16 protein-coding genes are annotated in these 16,456 nt (G+C 52.8%); all 16 read left to right on the forward strand.

The annotated features are described in order from the left end of the window. Window positions 1–47: 47 nt before the first annotated feature. The 16 genes from asnC (at window position 48) to pstS (ending at window position 16,437) form a co-directional block, all read left to right on the forward strand. The gene (gene asnC, locus C3451_RS04270; protein WP_003862383.1) at window positions 48–506 is read left to right on the forward strand and encodes a transcriptional regulator AsnC; all 459 of its coding nucleotides are present in this window, start codon (window positions 48–50) and stop codon (window positions 504–506) included. Between the two features lie 90 nt (window positions 507–596). Then, entirely contained in the window at window positions 597–1,046 is a 450-nt protein-coding gene (gene mioC / locus C3451_RS04275) for an FMN-binding protein MioC (protein WP_032626719.1), read from the forward strand. 374 nt (window positions 1,047–1,420) lie between these two features. Further along, window positions 1,421–3,310, forward strand: coding sequence for a tRNA uridine-5-carboxymethylaminomethyl(34) synthesis enzyme MnmG (gene mnmG, locus C3451_RS04280; protein ID WP_022649871.1), 1,890 nt, complete (start codon window positions 1,421–1,423; stop codon window positions 3,308–3,310). 105 nt (window positions 3,311–3,415) lie between these two features. After that, window positions 3,416–4,039, forward strand: a complete 624-nt coding sequence (gene rsmG, locus C3451_RS04285) for a 16S rRNA (guanine(527)-N(7))-methyltransferase RsmG (protein ID WP_022649872.1) — start codon at window positions 3,416–3,418, stop codon at window positions 4,037–4,039. 616 nt (window positions 4,040–4,655) lie between these two features. Continuing rightward, window positions 4,656–5,036, forward strand: a complete 381-nt coding sequence (gene atpI / locus C3451_RS04290; RefSeq protein ID WP_003862375.1) for a F0F1 ATP synthase subunit I — start codon at window positions 4,656–4,658, stop codon at window positions 5,034–5,036. 8 nt (window positions 5,037–5,044) lie between these two features. Further along, on the forward strand, window positions 5,045–5,860 hold the full coding sequence (gene atpB / locus C3451_RS04295) for a F0F1 ATP synthase subunit A (protein ID WP_022649873.1): 816 nt from the start codon (window positions 5,045–5,047) through the stop codon (window positions 5,858–5,860). Window positions 5,861–5,909: 49 nt separating this feature from the next. Then, window positions 5,910–6,149, forward strand: a complete 240-nt coding sequence (gene atpE / locus C3451_RS04300; protein ID WP_000429386.1) for a F0F1 ATP synthase subunit C — start codon at window positions 5,910–5,912, stop codon at window positions 6,147–6,149. 48 nt (window positions 6,150–6,197) lie between these two features. Beyond that, on the forward strand, window positions 6,198–6,668 hold the full coding sequence (gene atpF, locus C3451_RS04305) for a F0F1 ATP synthase subunit B (protein WP_003862370.1): 471 nt from the start codon (window positions 6,198–6,200) through the stop codon (window positions 6,666–6,668). A 14-nt stretch (window positions 6,669–6,682) separates the two neighbouring features. Beyond that, on the forward strand, window positions 6,683–7,216 hold the full coding sequence (gene atpH / locus C3451_RS04310; protein WP_003862369.1) for a F0F1 ATP synthase subunit delta: 534 nt from the start codon (window positions 6,683–6,685) through the stop codon (window positions 7,214–7,216). A 12-nt stretch (window positions 7,217–7,228) separates the two neighbouring features. After that, window positions 7,229–8,770, forward strand: coding sequence for a F0F1 ATP synthase subunit alpha (gene atpA, locus C3451_RS04315; RefSeq protein ID WP_006808751.1), 1,542 nt, complete (start codon window positions 7,229–7,231; stop codon window positions 8,768–8,770). A 51-nt stretch (window positions 8,771–8,821) separates the two neighbouring features. After that, the gene (gene atpG / locus C3451_RS04320) at window positions 8,822–9,685 is read left to right on the forward strand and encodes a F0F1 ATP synthase subunit gamma (protein WP_003862364.1); all 864 of its coding nucleotides are present in this window, start codon (window positions 8,822–8,824) and stop codon (window positions 9,683–9,685) included. Between the two features lie 31 nt (window positions 9,686–9,716). Next, window positions 9,717–11,099, forward strand: a complete 1,383-nt coding sequence (gene atpD / locus C3451_RS04325; RefSeq protein ID WP_003862362.1) for a F0F1 ATP synthase subunit beta — start codon at window positions 9,717–9,719, stop codon at window positions 11,097–11,099. Between the two features lie 20 nt (window positions 11,100–11,119). Then, complete coding sequence (locus tag C3451_RS04330; protein ID WP_006177560.1) at window positions 11,120–11,539, forward strand: F0F1 ATP synthase subunit epsilon; 420 nt, start codon at window positions 11,120–11,122, stop codon at window positions 11,537–11,539. Between the two features lie 138 nt (window positions 11,540–11,677). Then, window positions 11,678–13,048 (forward strand): bifunctional UDP-N-acetylglucosamine diphosphorylase/glucosamine-1-phosphate N-acetyltransferase GlmU, encoded by a 1,371-nt coding sequence (glmU, locus tag C3451_RS04335; RefSeq protein WP_045620983.1) that lies wholly within the window; start codon window positions 11,678–11,680, stop codon window positions 13,046–13,048. Between the two features lie 240 nt (window positions 13,049–13,288). After that, complete coding sequence (gene glmS, locus C3451_RS04340; protein ID WP_045620984.1) at window positions 13,289–15,118, forward strand: glutamine--fructose-6-phosphate transaminase (isomerizing); 1,830 nt, start codon at window positions 13,289–13,291, stop codon at window positions 15,116–15,118. Window positions 15,119–15,396: 278 nt separating this feature from the next. Continuing rightward, window positions 15,397–16,437: a phosphate ABC transporter substrate-binding protein PstS gene (pstS, locus tag C3451_RS04345; RefSeq protein ID WP_022649876.1), complete on the forward strand. Its 1,041-nt coding sequence runs from the start codon at window positions 15,397–15,399 to the stop codon at window positions 16,435–16,437. Window positions 16,438–16,456 lie beyond the last annotated feature (19 nt).

Below are 16,456 nucleotides of genomic sequence, written 5' to 3' on the forward strand. Positions count from 1 at the left end.
TAAGGCGCTAGAATAGAAGGAATCATTAATCTTCATAAGAAAAACCTATGGAAAATTATCAGATCGACAATCTGGACCGCGGCATTCTGGAAGCGCTCATGGCCAACGCACGCACCGCGTATGCCGAACTGGCGAAACAATTTGGCGTCAGCCCGGGGACCATTCACGTTCGCGTAGAGAAAATGAAGCAGGCCGGGATCATCACCGGCGCACGCATTGATGTCAGCCCGAAGCAACTCGGCTACGACGTCTGCTGCTTCATTGGCATTATTCTGAAAAGCGCCAAAGATTACCCCTCCGCGCTGGAGAAGCTGAACGCGCTGGATGAAGTCACTGAGGCGTACTACACCACCGGGCACTACAGCATCTTTATAAAGGTCATGTGCCGATCCATCGACGCCCTCCAGCAGGTACTTATCAACAAGATCCAAACAATCGATGAAATTCAGTCCACCGAAACCCTGATCTCCCTGCAAAACCCGATCATGCGTACTATCCGCCCGTGATCGGGCAATTTCATTCCCACATTTTCCACAGGTAGATCCCAGCTCGTTCACAGCGTACAATGGCCGCCTCTTTATCTGAGCGAGCGATCAATGGCGGACATTACTCTTATCAGCGGCAGCACCCTGGGCGGTGCGGAATATGTAGCGGAACATCTGGCTGAGAAGCTGGAAGACGCGGGCTTTTCTACACAAACGCTGCACGGACCGCTGCTGGAAGATCTCCCGACTGACGGGGTCTGGCTGCTGATCACCTCCACGCACGGCGCGGGCGATCTGCCGGATAACCTGCAACCTTTATATGACGAACTGCTGGAACAACAGCCCGATCTGGCAAACGTCCGGTTTGGCGCTGTAGGGATCGGCAGCCGTGAATATGACACTTTCTGTGGCGCCATAGAGAAAGTAGAAGCTGCGGTGACCGCCTGCGGAGCAAAACAGCTGGGTGAAACACTGAAGATCAACATCCTCGATCATGATATTCCCGAAGATCCAGCTGAGATCTGGCTCGCGGAATGGAAAAATTTACTCAAAAACGATTAAAGATCGTGCGATCAGATGTGGATAACTCTGGTTAAAAGCTCGTATTAACCCGTAGTTATCCAAAGAACAACGTTAGTTTAGTTTTTGACCTGTGTGTAAAGTGGCGATCTGATCCCAGCTTATACGGTCCAGGATCACCGATCATTCACAGCAAACGATCCTTCCTAACTGCATGATTTTATTTATAGGATCGGACTTATCCACAAAGGTCTGCGATCCTAATAAGAGATCACAATAGAACAGATCTCTAAATAAAAAGATCTTCTTTTTAATAGCCCAGGACCCCAATGCTTTCTCGAAAGACTAAAGTTGAGTAGAATCCACGGCCCGGGCTTCAATCCATTTTCAAACCGCTTTACGCGAGGCAGACCACCATGTTTTATCAGGATCCTTTTGACGTCATCATCATTGGCGGGGGTCACGCAGGCACTGAGGCCGCAATGGCCGCAGCGCGAATGGGTCAGCAGACCCTGCTTTTGACACACAATATCGACACGCTGGGACAAATGTCCTGTAATCCGGCGATTGGCGGCATTGGGAAAGGACACCTGGTAAAAGAAGTGGATGCACTTGGCGGCCTGATGGCGAAAGCGATCGATCATGCGGGCATTCAGTTTAGGATACTAAACGCGAGTAAAGGTCCGGCTGTTCGCGCCACCCGTGCACAGGCAGACCGCGTGCTTTACCGTCAGGCTGTGCGCACCGCGCTGGAAAACCAACCGAACCTGATGATCTTCCAGCAGGCTGTAGAAGATCTTATCGTGGAAAACGATCGTGTTGTTGGCGCCGTGACCCAGATGGGTCTCAAGTTCCGCGCAAAAGCGGTGGTGCTGACGGTCGGGACATTCCTGGACGGTAAAATCCATATTGGTCTGGACAACTACAGCGGTGGCCGTGCGGGCGATCCGCCGTCGATTCCGCTGTCTCGTCGTCTGCGTGAGCTGCCGCTGCGCGTAAGCCGCCTGAAAACCGGTACGCCGCCGCGAATTGATGCGCGTACCATTGATTTCAGCGTACTGGCACAGCAGCACGGTGATAACCCGATGCCGGTGTTCTCGTTCATGGGCAATGCGGCGCAACATCCGCAGCAGGTGCCGTGCTACATCACGCACACCAATGAAAAAACCCATGACGTGATCCGCAGCAACCTCGATCGCAGCCCAATGTACGCCGGCGTGATCGAAGGGATCGGCCCACGTTATTGCCCGTCGATCGAAGATAAAGTGATGCGCTTTGCCGATCGTAACCAGCATCAGATCTTCCTCGAACCTGAAGGGCTGACCTCGAACGAAATTTACCCGAACGGCATCTCCACCAGCCTGCCGTTCGACGTGCAGATGCAGATTGTGCGTTCAATGCAGGGGATGGAAAACGCGAAGATCGTTCGTCCTGGCTACGCTATTGAGTACGATTTCTTCGATCCGCGTGACCTGAAGCCGACGCTGGAAAGCAAATTCATCCAGGGTCTGTTCTTCGCAGGCCAGATTAACGGCACCACCGGGTACGAAGAAGCTGCCGCACAAGGGCTGCTGGCCGGTCTGAACGCAGCCCGCTTCTCTGCCGAGAAAGAGGGCTGGGCACCGGCGCGTTCTCAGGCTTACCTGGGCGTTCTGGTCGACGATCTCTGCACGCTGGGGACAAAAGAACCGTACCGCATGTTTACTTCTCGTGCGGAATATCGCCTGATGCTGCGCGAAGACAATGCCGATCTGCGTCTGACCGAGGTGGGCCGCGAATTGGGTCTGGTGGATGACGAACGCTGGGCGCGCTTCAACGAGAAGCTGGAGCGTATCGAACAGGAACGTCAGCGCCTGAAAACCACCTGGGTGAATCCGCAGGCGGAAACTGCTGCTGAAGTGAACGCTCACTTAACTGCGCCGCTTTCGCGCGAAGCCAGTGGTGAAGATCTGCTGCGCCGTCCTGAAGTCACCTACGAGAATCTGGTCAAACTGACCGCGTTCGCACCGGGCCTTGAAGACGCTGAAGCGGCTGAACAGGTCGAGATTCAGGTGAAATACGAAGGTTACATCGCGCGTCAGCAGGATGAGATCGAAAAACAGCAGCGCAACGAAAATACGCTGCTGCCGGAAATGCTGGACTATCGTCAGGTGACGGGGCTTTCCAACGAAGTGATCGCTAAGCTGAACGATCACAAACCTGTGTCGATTGGCCAGGCCTCACGTATCTCCGGTGTCACACCTGCCGCAATTTCGATTCTGCTGGTGTGGCTGAAAAAGCAGGGTATGCTGCGCCGCAGCGCGTAATTAACATTGCTTTTGGCGGGTGGCTTCGCTTACCCGCCCTACTTAATCGTAGGCCCGGTAAGCGGCAGTGCCACCGGGCGAAAAATCTCTTAACAGGTATCCACCGTGCTCAATAAACTCTCTCGTCTGCTGGAACAGGCAGGTATTTCGCTCACCGATCACCAGAAAAATCAGCTGGTGGCCTATGTCGATATGCTGAACAAATGGAATAAAGCGTACAACCTCACCTCCGTACGCGATCCCAACGAGATGCTGATTCGCCATATTCTCGATAGCATCGTTGTGGCGCCGTATCTTACCGGTGAACGTTTTATCGACGTGGGCACCGGTCCGGGCTTGCCGGGCGTTCCGTTGTCTATTGTTCGACCGGAGAGTCATTTCACGCTGCTGGACAGTCTGGGCAAGCGCGTACGCTTTTTACGACAGGTTCAGCATGAGCTGAAGCTGGAAAACATCACGCCCGTGCAGAGCAGGGTAGAGGAGTTCCCGGCAGAGCCACCGTTTGACGGCGTTATCAGCCGCGCGTTTGCCTCACTCAATGACATGGTGAGCTGGTGCAAACACCTGCCGGCGGATAAGGGCCGTTTTTATGCGCTGAAAGGGCAACTTCCGGGGGACGAAATAGAGCAGCTTCCGGACGGTTTTGCAGTGGAATCCATTGAAAAACTCCAGATCCCTCAGCTCGAAGGTGAGCGTCATCTGGTGATAATTAAGCCAAACACATTTTAAAAAATTAATAAAAAATGTGGAATTTGTGCTGTTCTGATGGTGTTAAAAAGCAGCACATCCAGTCTGATTTGGCCGTAGTTAATTTAACCTTGTTGTCACCATGGATTTTCTTATGGTTAACCTGAAGTGATTCGTTCACCCTGAAGATAGTCAACCATGAAAATATCAGCCTGCTAAAAGTGGGTAAAGGCAACAAGAATGAAATGTTAAATATTTATTAAGAATGTCAATAAAAGGTTTTTGTTGTATACGGCTCTGTTTTAAAAATAGTTGCGATTTTTTTGCTTTAATTTCAATCGGATGAAATAAATCGTTTTACGTCTTTGATAAATACCACTTTATCGCAAATGTGTATTTTGTGATCTCGTGCACGCTTTATCACCAACGTTTCCGCGCTGTTTGCAGTTTTGCCTGAAGGTTGGCACTGAGTTCAAAAGTTGAAAAATAGGACTGGGGAAAAATATTTAAACATTTATTCACCTTTTCGCTACTTAATGTTTGAAATCACGGGTACGCACCGTATAATTTGACCGCTTTTTGATGCTTGACTCTGAGCCTTAAAGGACGTTTTATACGACACGCGGCATACCTCGAAGGGAGCAGGAGTAAAAACGTGATGTCTGTGTCGCTCTTGAGTAGAAACGTTGCTCGTAAGCTTCTGTTCATTCAGTTTCTGGCTGTGATAGCAAGTGGACTGCTGTTTAGCCTCAAAGACCCCTTCTGGGGCATCTCCGCCGCGTGCGGAGGTTTGGCGGTGGTTCTGCCAAACGTGTTGTTTATGATTTTTGCCTGGCGTCATCAGGCGCATACACCCGCCAAAGGCCGCGTGGCCTGGTCCTTCGCTCTCGGCGAAGTGTGTAAGGTGTTGCTGACCTTTGCTCTACTGGTGATGGCGCTGGCGGTTTTGAAAGTGGTATTCATGCCGCTGATAGCAACGTGGGTTTTGGTGCTGGTGGTACAAGTTCTGGCTCCAGCTGTAATCAATAACAAAGGGTAAAAGGCATCATGGCTTCAGAAAATATGACGCCGCAGGATTACATAGGTCACCATCTGAATAACCTTCAGCTGGACCTGCGTACATTCTCGCTGGTGGATCCACATAACCCCCCGGCCACCTTCTGGACGATCAACATCGACTCCATGTTCTTCTCGGTGGTTTTGGGTCTTCTGTTCCTGGCCATGTTCCGCGGTGTTGCTAAACGAGCGACCAGCGGTGTTCCAGGGAAATTCCAGACGTTCATCGAGATGATCATCGGCTTCGTCCATGGCAGCGTCAAAGACATGTACCATGGTAAGAGCAAGCTGATTGCTCCGCTGGCCCTGACCGTGTTCGTTTGGGTCTTCCTGATGAACCTGATGGACCTTCTGCCTATCGATTTCCTGCCGTGGATCGGCGAGCATGTCTTCGGTCTGCCTGCCCTGCGCGTGGTTCCGTCTGCCGACGTGAACATCACCCTGTCGATGGCGCTGGGCGTATTTATCCTGATTCTTTTCTACAGCATCAAAATGAAAGGCGTAAGCGGCTTTGTGAAAGAGCTTACCTTGCAGCCGTTCAACCACTGGGCGTTTATTCCGGTCAACCTGATCCTGGAAGGCGTTAGCCTGCTGTCCAAACCTGTTTCACTGGGTCTGCGACTGTTCGGCAACATGTATGCGGGTGAGCTGATTTTCATTCTGATCGCGGGTCTTCTGCCGTGGTGGTCACAGTGGATTCTGAATGTGCCATGGGCCATTTTCCACATCCTGATCATTACGCTGCAAGCCTTTATCTTCATGGTTCTGACGATCGTCTATCTGTCGATGGCGTCTGAAGAGCACTGATTTTTTACCAACACTACTACGTTTTAATTGAAACAAACTGGAGACTGTCATGGAAAACCTGAATATGGATCTGCTGTACATGGCTGCCGCTGTGATGATGGGTCTGGCGGCTATCGGTGCTGCGATCGGTATCGGCATCCTCGGGGGCAAATTCCTGGAAGGCGCAGCGCGTCAACCTGATCTGATTCCTCTGCTGCGTACTCAGTTCTTTATCGTTATGGGTCTGGTGGATGCAATCCCAATGATCGCTGTAGGTCTGGGTCTGTACGTGATGTTTGCTGTCGCGTAGTAGTTGTTTTAAAACCCCAAGCCACAGAAATTTAAGAGGTATTGTGCTGTGAACATGAACGCAACAATCCTCGGCCAGGCCATCGCGTTTATTCTCTTTGTCTGGTTCTGTATGAAGTATGTATGGCCGCCTTTAATGGCTGCCATCGAAAAACGTCAGAAAGAAATTGCTGACGGTCTGGCTTCCGCAGAACGCGCTAAGAAAGATTTGGACCTTGCACAGGCCAACGCGACAGACCAGCTGAAAAAAGCGAAAGCTGAAGCTCAGGTAATCATTGAACAGGCTAACAAACGCCGTTCTCAGATCCTGGACGAAGCCAAAGCTGAAGCAGAACAGGAACGTACTAAGATCGTGACACAGGCTCAGGCTGAAATTGAAGCTGAGCGTAAACGTGCTCGTGAAGAACTGCGTAAGCAGGTTGCGATTCTGGCTGTTGCTGGCGCCGAGAAGATCATCGAACGTTCCGTGGATGAAGCTGCTAACAGCGACATCGTGGACAAACTTGTCGCTGAACTGTAAGGAGGGAGGGGCTGATGTCTGAATTTGTTACGGTAGCTCGCCCCTACGCCAAAGCAGCTTTTGACTTTGCTGTCGAACACCAAAATGTCGATCGCTGGCAGAATATGCTGGCGTTTGCCGCTGAGGTGACGAAAAACGAACAAATGGCCGAGTTGCTTTCTGGTGCGTTAGCGCCTGAAACCCTCGCCGCGTCGTTTATCGCCGTGTGCGGAGAGCAACTGGATGCCAACGGCCAGAACCTGATTAAGGTGATGGCGGAAAATGGTCGTCTCCGTGTGCTCCCGGATGTTCTCGAGCAGTTTGAGCACTTACGTGCCCTTAGTGAAGCTACCGCTGAAGTTGAAGTAACTTCCGCGACTGAACTGAGTGATGAACAGCTTGCGAAAATCACCGCCGCGATGGAAAAACGTCTGTCACGCAAAGTTAAGCTGAATTGCAAAATCGATAAGTCTGTAATGGCAGGCGTAATCATCCGTTCGGGTGATATGGTCATTGATGGCAGCGTACGCGGCCGTCTTGAGCGCCTTGCAGACGTCTTGCAGTCTTAAGGGGACTGGAGCATGCAACTGAATTCCACCGAAATCAGCGAACTGATCAAGCAGCGCATTGCTCAGTTCAGTGTTGTGAGTGAAGCTCACAACGAAGGTACTATTGTTTCTGTAAGTGACGGTGTTATCCGCATCCACGGCCTGGCCGATTGTATGCAGGGTGAGATGATTTCCCTGCCGGGTAACCGTTACGCTATCGCACTGAATCTGGAGCGCGACTCCGTAGGTGCCGTTGTGATGGGTCCATACGCTGACCTTGCCGAAGGCATGAAGGTTAAGTGTACTGGCCGTATTCTGGAAGTGCCGGTTGGCCGTGGCCTGCTGGGTCGCGTTGTTAACACCCTGGGTGCGCCAATCGACGGTAAAGGTCCGGTTGAGCACGATGGCTTCTCTCCAATCGAAGTTATCGCACCAGGCGTTATCGACCGTCAGTCCGTTGATCAGCCAGTGCAGACGGGTTATAAGTCCGTTGATGCCATGATCCCAATCGGTCGTGGTCAGCGTGAACTGATCATCGGTGACCGTCAGACCGGTAAAACCGCGATGGCAATCGACGCCATCATCAACCAGCGTGATTCCGGCATCAAATGTGTGTACGTGGCTATCGGCCAGAAAGCGTCCACCATTTCCAACGTGGTTCGTAAACTGGAAGAGCACGGCGCACTGTCTAACACCATCGTTGTGGTAGCTACCGCGTCTGAATCTGCTGCACTGCAATACCTGGCACCATACGCTGGTTGCGCAATGGGCGAATACTTCCGTGACCGCGGTGAAGATGCGCTGATCGTATACGATGACCTGTCTAAACAGGCTGTTGCTTATCGTCAGGTTTCCCTGCTGCTCCGTCGTCCACCAGGACGTGAAGCATTCCCGGGCGACGTATTCTACCTCCACTCTCGTCTGCTGGAGCGTGCTTCCCGCGTTAACGCGGAATACGTCGAGAACTTCACCAAAGGTGAAGTGAAGGGTAAAACAGGTTCTCTGACCGCTCTGCCGATCATTGAAACCCAGGCGGGTGACGTTTCTGCGTTCGTTCCGACCAACGTAATCTCCATTACCGATGGTCAGATCTTCCTGGAAACCAACCTGTTTAACTCCGGTATTCGTCCGGCGGTTAACCCGGGTATCTCCGTATCCCGTGTGGGTGGTGCTGCTCAGACCAAGATCATCAAGAAACTGTCCGGTGGTATCCGTACCGCGCTGGCACAGTATCGTGAACTGGCTGCGTTCTCTCAGTTCGCATCCGATCTGGACGAAGCAACCCGTAAACAGCTGAGCCACGGTCAGAAAGTGACCGAGCTGCTGAAGCAGAAACAGTACGCGCCAATGTCTGTTGCTCAGCAGGGCCTGGTACTGTTCGCGGCTGAACGCGGTTACCTCGAAGATGTGGAACTGGCGAAAATCGGTAGCTTCGAAGCCGCTCTGCTGGCTTACGTCGACCGTGATCACGCTCCGCTGATGCAAGAGATCAACCAGACCGGTGGCTATAACGACGAAATCGAAGGCAAGCTGAAAGCTATCCTCGATTCCTTCAAAGCAACCCAATCCTGGTAATCGTCCGGCGGCTTGTCTCAGGACAAGCCGTCTGGCATTGAGGAGAAGCTCATGGCCGGCGCAAAAGAGATACGTAGTAAGATCGCAAGCGTCCAGAACACGCAAAAGATCACTAAAGCGATGGAGATGGTCGCCGCTTCCAAAATGCGTAAATCGCAGGATCGCATGGCGGCCAGCCGTCCTTATGCAGAGACCATGCGCAAAGTGATTGGTCACCTTGCAAACGGTAATCTGGAATATAAGCACCCTTACCTGGAAGAACGCGACGTTAAGCGCGTGGGCTACCTGGTGGTGTCGACTGACCGTGGTCTGTGTGGCGGCTTGAACATTAACCTGTTCAAAAAACTGCTGGCGGATATGAAAGGCTGGTCCGATAAAGGCGTTCAGTGCGATCTGGCACTGATTGGCTCTAAAGGCGTCTCTTTCTTTAACTCCGTTGGTGGCAACATTGTCGCTCAGGTGACCGGTATGGGTGATAACCCGTCCCTGTCCGAACTGATCGGCCCGGTTAAAGTGATGTTGCAGGCCTACGATGAAGGCCGTCTGGACAGACTGTACGTTGTCAGCAACAAATTTATTAACACCATGTCTCAGGTGCCTACGCTCACTCAGATGCTGCCGTTACCGGCATCAGAAGATGACGAGCTGAAACAGAAAGCCTGGGATTACCTGTATGAACCCGATCCGAAACCGCTGCTGGATACCCTGCTGCGTCGTTACGTTGAATCTCAGGTTTATCAGGGCGTTGTAGAAAACCTGGCCAGCGAGCAGGCCGCACGAATGGTGGCGATGAAAGCCGCGACCGATAATGGCGGCAGCCTGATTAAAGAGCTGCAGTTGGTTTACAACAAAGCTCGTCAGGCCAGCATTACTCAGGAACTCACCGAGATCGTCTCGGGGGCCGCCGCGGTTTAACCAGGTTTACGAATTACGTAGAGGATTCAAGATGGCTACTGGAAAGATTGTCCAGGTAATCGGCGCCGTGGTGGACGTCGAGTTCCCTCAGGACGCCGTACCACGCGTGTACGACGCGCTTGAGGTACAAAATGGTAACGAGAGCCTGGTGCTGGAAGTTCAGCAGCAGCTCGGCGGCGGTATCGTGCGTACCATCGCCATGGGTTCTTCCGACGGTCTGCGTCGTGGTCTGGAAGTGAAAGACCTTGAGCACCCGATCGAAGTCCCGGTAGGTAAAGCAACACTGGGTCGTATCATGAACGTATTGGGTCAACCAATCGACATGAAAGGCGACATCGGTGAAGAAGAGCGTTGGGCTATCCACCGCGCGGCACCTTCCTACGAAGAGCTGTCCAGCTCTCAGGAACTGCTGGAAACCGGCATCAAAGTTATCGACCTGATGTGCCCGTTCGCGAAGGGCGGTAAAGTTGGTCTGTTTGGTGGTGCGGGTGTAGGTAAAACCGTAAACATGATGGAGCTGATCCGTAACATCGCGATCGAGCACTCCGGTTACTCCGTGTTTGCGGGTGTTGGTGAACGTACTCGTGAGGGTAACGACTTCTACCACGAAATGACCGACTCCAACGTTCTGGATAAAGTATCCCTGGTTTACGGCCAGATGAACGAGCCACCAGGAAACCGTCTGCGCGTTGCGCTGACTGGCCTGACGATGGCTGAGAAGTTCCGTGACGAAGGCCGTGACGTTCTGCTGTTCGTTGATAACATCTACCGTTACACCCTGGCCGGTACTGAAGTATCTGCACTGCTGGGTCGTATGCCTTCAGCGGTAGGTTATCAGCCTACGCTTGCGGAAGAGATGGGTGTTCTTCAGGAACGTATCACCTCTACCAAAACTGGTTCTATCACCTCCGTTCAGGCGGTATACGTACCTGCGGATGACTTGACTGACCCATCTCCAGCCACCACCTTTGCTCACTTAGATGCAACCGTGGTACTGAGCCGTCAGATCGCGTCTCTGGGTATCTACCCGGCCGTTGACCCGCTGGACTCTACCAGCCGTCAGCTGGATCCACTGGTTGTTGGCCAGGAACACTACGACACCGCGCGTGGCGTACAGTCCCTGCTGCAACGTTACCAGGAACTGAAAGACATCATCGCCATCCTGGGTATGGATGAACTGTCTGAAGAAGACAAACTGGTGGTAGCACGTGCGCGTAAGATCCAGCGCTTCCTGTCCCAGCCGTTCTTCGTTGCGGAAGTATTCACCGGTTCTCCAGGTAAATACGTTTCCCTGAAAGACACCATCCGTGGCTTTAAAGGCATCATGGAAGGCGAATACGATCACCTGCCAGAGCAGGCGTTCTACATGGTTGGTTCCATCGAAGAAGCCGTGGAAAAAGCCAAAAAACTTTAACGCCTTAATCGGAGGGTGATATGGCAATGACTTACCACCTGGACGTCGTCAGCGCAGAGCAACAAATGTTCTCTGGTCTGGTCGAGAAAATCCAGGTAACGGGTAGTGAAGGTGAACTGGGTATTTTCCCGGGTCACGCACCGCTGCTCACCGCCATTAAGCCTGGTATGATCCGCATCGTTAAACAGTTCGGTCATGAAGAGTTTATCTATCTGTCCGGCGGCATTCTTGAAGTGCAGCCAGGCAGTGTGACCGTTCTGGCCGATACCGCTATTCGTGGCCAGGATCTCGACGAAGCGCGAGCCCTGGAATCGAAGCGTAAGGCTGAAGAGCACATTAGCAGCTCTCATGGTGACGTGGATTACGCTCAGGCGTCTGCGGAGCTGGCCAAAGCGATCGCGAAACTGCGCGTTATCGAGTTGACCAAAAAAGCGATGTAACACCGGCTTGAAAAGCACAAAAGCCAGTCTGGATCCCAGGCTGGCTTTTTTTTTCGGCCTTAATTCATGATGAAAAAGATGTAGAATTTTAAGCATCAAACGTTTTTACTTCTCACACAAACTACCGTCAGGATGCGTATGTTAAACAGTGCGATGAGCGTGGTGATCCTTGCCGCAGGCAAAGGTACCCGCATGTATTCCGATCTGCCTAAAGTGCTCCACACACTGGCAGGAAAGCCAATGGTGCAGCATGTTATTGATGCAGCTAATGAATTAGGCGCCAGCCAGGTGCATCTGGTTTATGGACATGGCGGCGATCTGCTGAAAAAAACGTTGCGTGACGACAATCTCAACTGGGTGCTTCAGGCAGAACAGCTGGGTACGGGTCATGCAATGCAGCAGGCTGCACCCTTCTTCGCTGATGATGAAGACATCCTGATGCTCTACGGCGACGTACCGCTGATCTCCGTTGAAACCCTCACTCGCCTGCGTGAAGCCAAACCGCAGGGTGGCATTGGGTTGTTAACCGTCGTGCTGGACGATCCAACCGGCTATGGCCGCATTACGCGTGAAAACGGCAAGGTAACCGGGATTGTTGAGCATAAAGATGCCACTGACGAACAGCGTCAGATTCAGGAGATCAACACCGGCATCCTGATTGCGAACGGTGCGGATATGAAGCGCTGGCTGTCCAAACTCAATAATAACAACGCGCAGGGTGAATACTACATCACCGACATCATTGCGATGGCGTACCTGGAAGGGCGTGAGATTGCCGCCGTTCATCCGGCGCGTATCAGCGAAACGGACGGGGTAAACAACCGTCTACAGCTGTCACGCCTGGAGCGTATTTACCAGTCCGAGCAGGCAGAAAAACTGTTGCTGGCGGGCGTTATGCTGCGCGATCCGGCGCGTTTCGATCTGCGTGGCACGCTGAACCACGGGCGCGATGTTGAAATAGATACTAACGTTATCCTGGAAGGTAACGTCACGCTGGGCAACCGCGTCAAAATCGGCACCGGCTGTGTGATTAAAAACAGCGTGATCGGTGACGACTGCGAAATCAGCCCGTACAGCGTGGTAGAAGATGCGCGTCTGGATTCCGCCTGTACCATCGGCCCGTTTGCGCGTCTGCGCCCGGGCGCTGAGCTGCTGGAAGGCGCTCATGTAGGTAACTTCGTGGAAATGAAAAAAGCACGTCTCGGTAAAGGCTCGAAAGCCGGTCATCTGACCTATCTGGGCGATGCGGAAATTGGCGACAACGTAAACATCGGTGCAGGGACGATTACCTGTAACTATGACGGTGCCAATAAGTTTAAAACCATCATCGGTGATGACGTGTTTGTAGGTTCCGATACCCAGCTGGTGGCGCCTGTTACCGTGGGCAAAGGCGTGACCATTGCCGCCGGGACAACCGTTACGCGCGATGTGGCCGAGAACGAGCTGGTGTTAAGCCGCGTTCCGCAGGTACACAAGCAGGGCTGGAAACGCCCGGTGAAGAAAGAGTAACGACAATATACACCCCTCACCCTGACCCTCTCCCCATAGGGGAGAGGGGAACTGAATGGTGCGGTTTTCACCCTCTCCCCTATGGGGAGAGGGCTGGGGTGAGGGGATAACATAATCCTCCCCCCACCAGCAGTACCCATAAAAATAACCCCACTCTCTACAAGGCTCGGGGTGCCCGGAAAGGGCAAATACAGGTCAGCGACAACGCATGGCATAACGCCATAATCAGGAAATCTAACTATGTGTGGAATTGTTGGCGCAGTTGCGCAGCGTGATATTGCTGAAATCCTTCTCGAAGGTTTACGTCGTCTGGAATACCGTGGTTATGACTCAGCCGGTCTGGCTGTCGTCGATGCAGAAGGTCATATGACCCGTCTGCGTCGTCTCGGTAAAGTGCAGATGCTGGCCCAGGCGGCGGAGGAACATCCGCTGCATGGTGGCACCGGTATTGCGCATACCCGCTGGGCGACTCACGGTGAGCCATCTGAAGGCAACGCACACCCGCATGTGTCTGAACACATTGTGGTGGTGCATAACGGCATTATCGAAAACCATGAACCGCTGCGTGAAGAACTGAAAGCGCGCGGCTATACCTTCGTCTCTGAAACCGACACCGAAGTGATTGCTCACCTGTTGCACTGGGAGCTGGCACAGGGCGGTACACTGCGTGATGCGGTGCTGCGCGCTATCCCTCAGCTGCGTGGTGCTTACGGTACGGTGATCATGGATTCCCGTGACCCGTCCACGCTGCTGGCCGCGCGTTCCGGTAGCCCGATGGTGATTGGTCTGGGCATGGGTGAAAACTTTATCGCTTCCGACCAGCTGGCGCTGCTGCCGGTTACCCGTCGCTTTATCTTCCTGGAAGAGGGCGACATTGCCGAGGTGACACGTCGCAGCGTGACCGTATTCGACACGAAAGGCGAGCAGGTTAAGCGCCAGGAAATCGAATCAAACCTGCAATACGACGCGGGCGACAAAGGTGCTTATCGTCACTACATGCAGAAAGAGATCTACGAACAGCCAAACGCCATTAAAAACACCCTGACCGGGCGCATCAGCCATGGTGAAGTGGATCTGAGCGAGCTGGGCGCCAATGCCAACGAAATGCTGAGCAAAGTCGAGCACATTCAGATCGTGGCCTGCGGTACCTCTTACAACTCCGGTATGGTCTCTCGCTACTGGTTTGAATCCCTGGCGGGCGTGCCGTGCGACGTCGAAATCGCATCTGAGTTCCGCTATCGTAAATCCGCTGTGCGCCGTAACAGCCTGATGATCACTCTTTCCCAGTCTGGCGAAACGGCCGATACCCTGGCGGCGCTGCGTCTGTCTAAAGAGTTGGGTTACCTGGGTTCGCTGGCCATCTGTAACGTACCGGGCTCCTCACTGGTGCGTGAATCCGATCTGGCGCTGATGACCAAAGCGGGCACCGAAATCGGCGTGGCCTCCACCAAAGCGTTCACCACGCAGCTGACCGTTCTGCTGATGCTGGTGGCGAAGCTGGCGCGTCTGAAAGGCGAAGATGCTTCCGTTGAGCATGACATCGTTCACGGTCTCCAGGCGCTGCCGAGCCGTATCGAGCAGATGCTGTCTCAGGACAAGCGCATTGAGGCGCTGGCTGAAGATTTCTCTGATAAGCACCACGCTCTGTTCCTGGGCCGTGGCGATCAGTACCCTATCGCGCTGGAAGGCGCGCTGAAGCTGAAAGAGATCTCCTACATCCACGCGGAAGCCTACGCGGCAGGCGAGCTGAAACACGGTCCGCTGGCGCTGATCGACGCGGATATGCCGGTTATCGTGGTGGCACCGAACAACGAACTGCTGGAAAAACTGAAATCTAACATCGAAGAGGTGCGCGCCCGTGGTGGTGTACTGTACGTCTTTGCGGATAAAGATGCCGGTTTCGCCAGCAGCGACAACATGCACATCATCGAGATGCCGCATGTGGAAGAGGTGATTGCGCCGATCTTCTACACCGTACCGCTGCAACTGCTGGCTTACCACGTCGCGCTGATCAAAGGCACCGACGTTGACCAGCCGCGAAATCTGGCGAAGTCCGTTACCGTAGAATAATCCTTCCAGGCTCCGCCATCCGGTGGAGCCTTTTTTTATGACAATCCGTCATTTTCAGCTATTTTATCAGTGTCACATAAAGAAAATATTACTGAAAACAAGCTGTCATAATAATCATTAAGTTTATGATTTATTTATGGATTTTTGCTTAATTTTAAGTGAAATTTTCTTTGTCATAAAACTGTCATATTTCGTACATTTATCTGTCACCTGTTTGTCCTATTTTGCTCATCGTAGCCACTTAAACAATGATTTACGAAATCCTTGCAGGAGACATTATGAAAGTTATGCGTACCACTGTCGCAACTGTTGTCGCCGCGACCTTATCTCTGAGCGCTTTCTCTGCTTTCGCAGCAGCAAGCCTGACTGGCGCTGGTGCAACCTTCCCTGCGCCGGTGTATGCCAAATGGGCGGATACCTACCAGAAAGAGACCGGTAACAAGGTCAACTATCAGGGTATCGGCTCCTCCGGTGGCGTAAAACAAATTACCGCGAATACCGTTGATTTCGGCGCATCCGACGCTCCGCTGTCTGATGAGAAACTGAATCAGGAAGGCCTGTTCCAGTTCCCGACCGTGATCGGCGGCGTTGTGCTGGCTGTTAACATTCCTGGCCTGAAATCAGGCGAGCTGGTGCTGGACGGCAAAACCCTGGGTGATATCTACCTGGGCAAAATCAAAAAATGGGATGACGAAGCCATCACCAAACTGAACCCGGGCGTTAAGCTGCCTTCGCAGAATATCGCGGTGGTTCGTCGTGCTGACGGCTCTGGTACCTCTTTCGTGTTCACCAGCTACCTGGCGAAAGTGAACGAAGAGTGGAAATCTAAAGTCGGTTCCGGCTCTACCGTTAACTGGCCAACCGGTCTGGGCGGTAAAGGCAACGACGGTATCGCTGCCTTCGTACAGCGTCTGCCTGGCTCTATCGGCTACGTAGAGTACGCTTACGCGAAGCAGAACAACCTGGCTTACACCAAACTGGTTTCTGCTGACGGCAAACCGGTTAGCCCGACCGAAGAGAACTTCGCTAACGCCGCAAAAGGCGCTGACTGGAGCAAATCCTTCGCGCAGGACCTGACCAACCAGAAAGGCGACGATGCATGGCCTATCACGTCTACCACCTTCATTCTGGTCCACAAAGAGCAGAAGAAGCCTGAGCAGGGTGCTGAAGTGCTGAAGTTCTTTGACTGGGCATACAAAAACGGCGGCAAACAGGCGAATGACCTGGATTACGCCAGCCTGCCAGACAGCGTGGTTGAGCAGATCCGTGCTGCATGGAAAACCAACGTGAAAGACAGCAGCGGTAAAGCGCTGTACTAACAGGATATTTTTGACGAAG

Source organism: Enterobacter sp. 301B, assembly GCF_003850715.1.
Taxonomy (GTDB): Bacteria; Pseudomonadota; Gammaproteobacteria; order Enterobacterales; family Enterobacteriaceae; genus Enterobacter; species Enterobacter intestinihominis.

Coding starts and splice junctions, on each gene's coding strand:
- asnC (WP_003862383.1), top strand. CDS start 48: ATGGAAAATTATCAGATCGACAATCTGGACCGCGGCATTCTGGAAGCG.
- mioC (WP_032626719.1), top strand. CDS start 597: ATGGCGGACATTACTCTTATCAGCGGCAGCACCCTGGGCGGTGCGGAA.
- mnmG (WP_022649871.1), top strand. CDS start 1,421: ATGTTTTATCAGGATCCTTTTGACGTCATCATCATTGGCGGGGGTCAC.
- atpI (WP_003862375.1), top strand. CDS start 4,656: ATGTCTGTGTCGCTCTTGAGTAGAAACGTTGCTCGTAAGCTTCTGTTC.
- atpB (WP_022649873.1), top strand. CDS start 5,045: ATGGCTTCAGAAAATATGACGCCGCAGGATTACATAGGTCACCATCTG.
- atpE (WP_000429386.1), top strand. CDS start 5,910: ATGGAAAACCTGAATATGGATCTGCTGTACATGGCTGCCGCTGTGATG.
- atpH (WP_003862369.1), top strand. CDS start 6,683: ATGTCTGAATTTGTTACGGTAGCTCGCCCCTACGCCAAAGCAGCTTTT.
- atpA (WP_006808751.1), top strand. CDS start 7,229: ATGCAACTGAATTCCACCGAAATCAGCGAACTGATCAAGCAGCGCATT.
- atpG (WP_003862364.1), top strand. CDS start 8,822: ATGGCCGGCGCAAAAGAGATACGTAGTAAGATCGCAAGCGTCCAGAAC.
- atpD (WP_003862362.1), top strand. CDS start 9,717: ATGGCTACTGGAAAGATTGTCCAGGTAATCGGCGCCGTGGTGGACGTC.
- C3451_RS04330 (WP_006177560.1), top strand. CDS start 11,120: ATGGCAATGACTTACCACCTGGACGTCGTCAGCGCAGAGCAACAAATG.
- glmU (WP_045620983.1), top strand. CDS start 11,678: ATGTTAAACAGTGCGATGAGCGTGGTGATCCTTGCCGCAGGCAAAGGT.
- glmS (WP_045620984.1), top strand. CDS start 13,289: ATGTGTGGAATTGTTGGCGCAGTTGCGCAGCGTGATATTGCTGAAATC.
- pstS (WP_022649876.1), top strand. CDS start 15,397: ATGAAAGTTATGCGTACCACTGTCGCAACTGTTGTCGCCGCGACCTTA.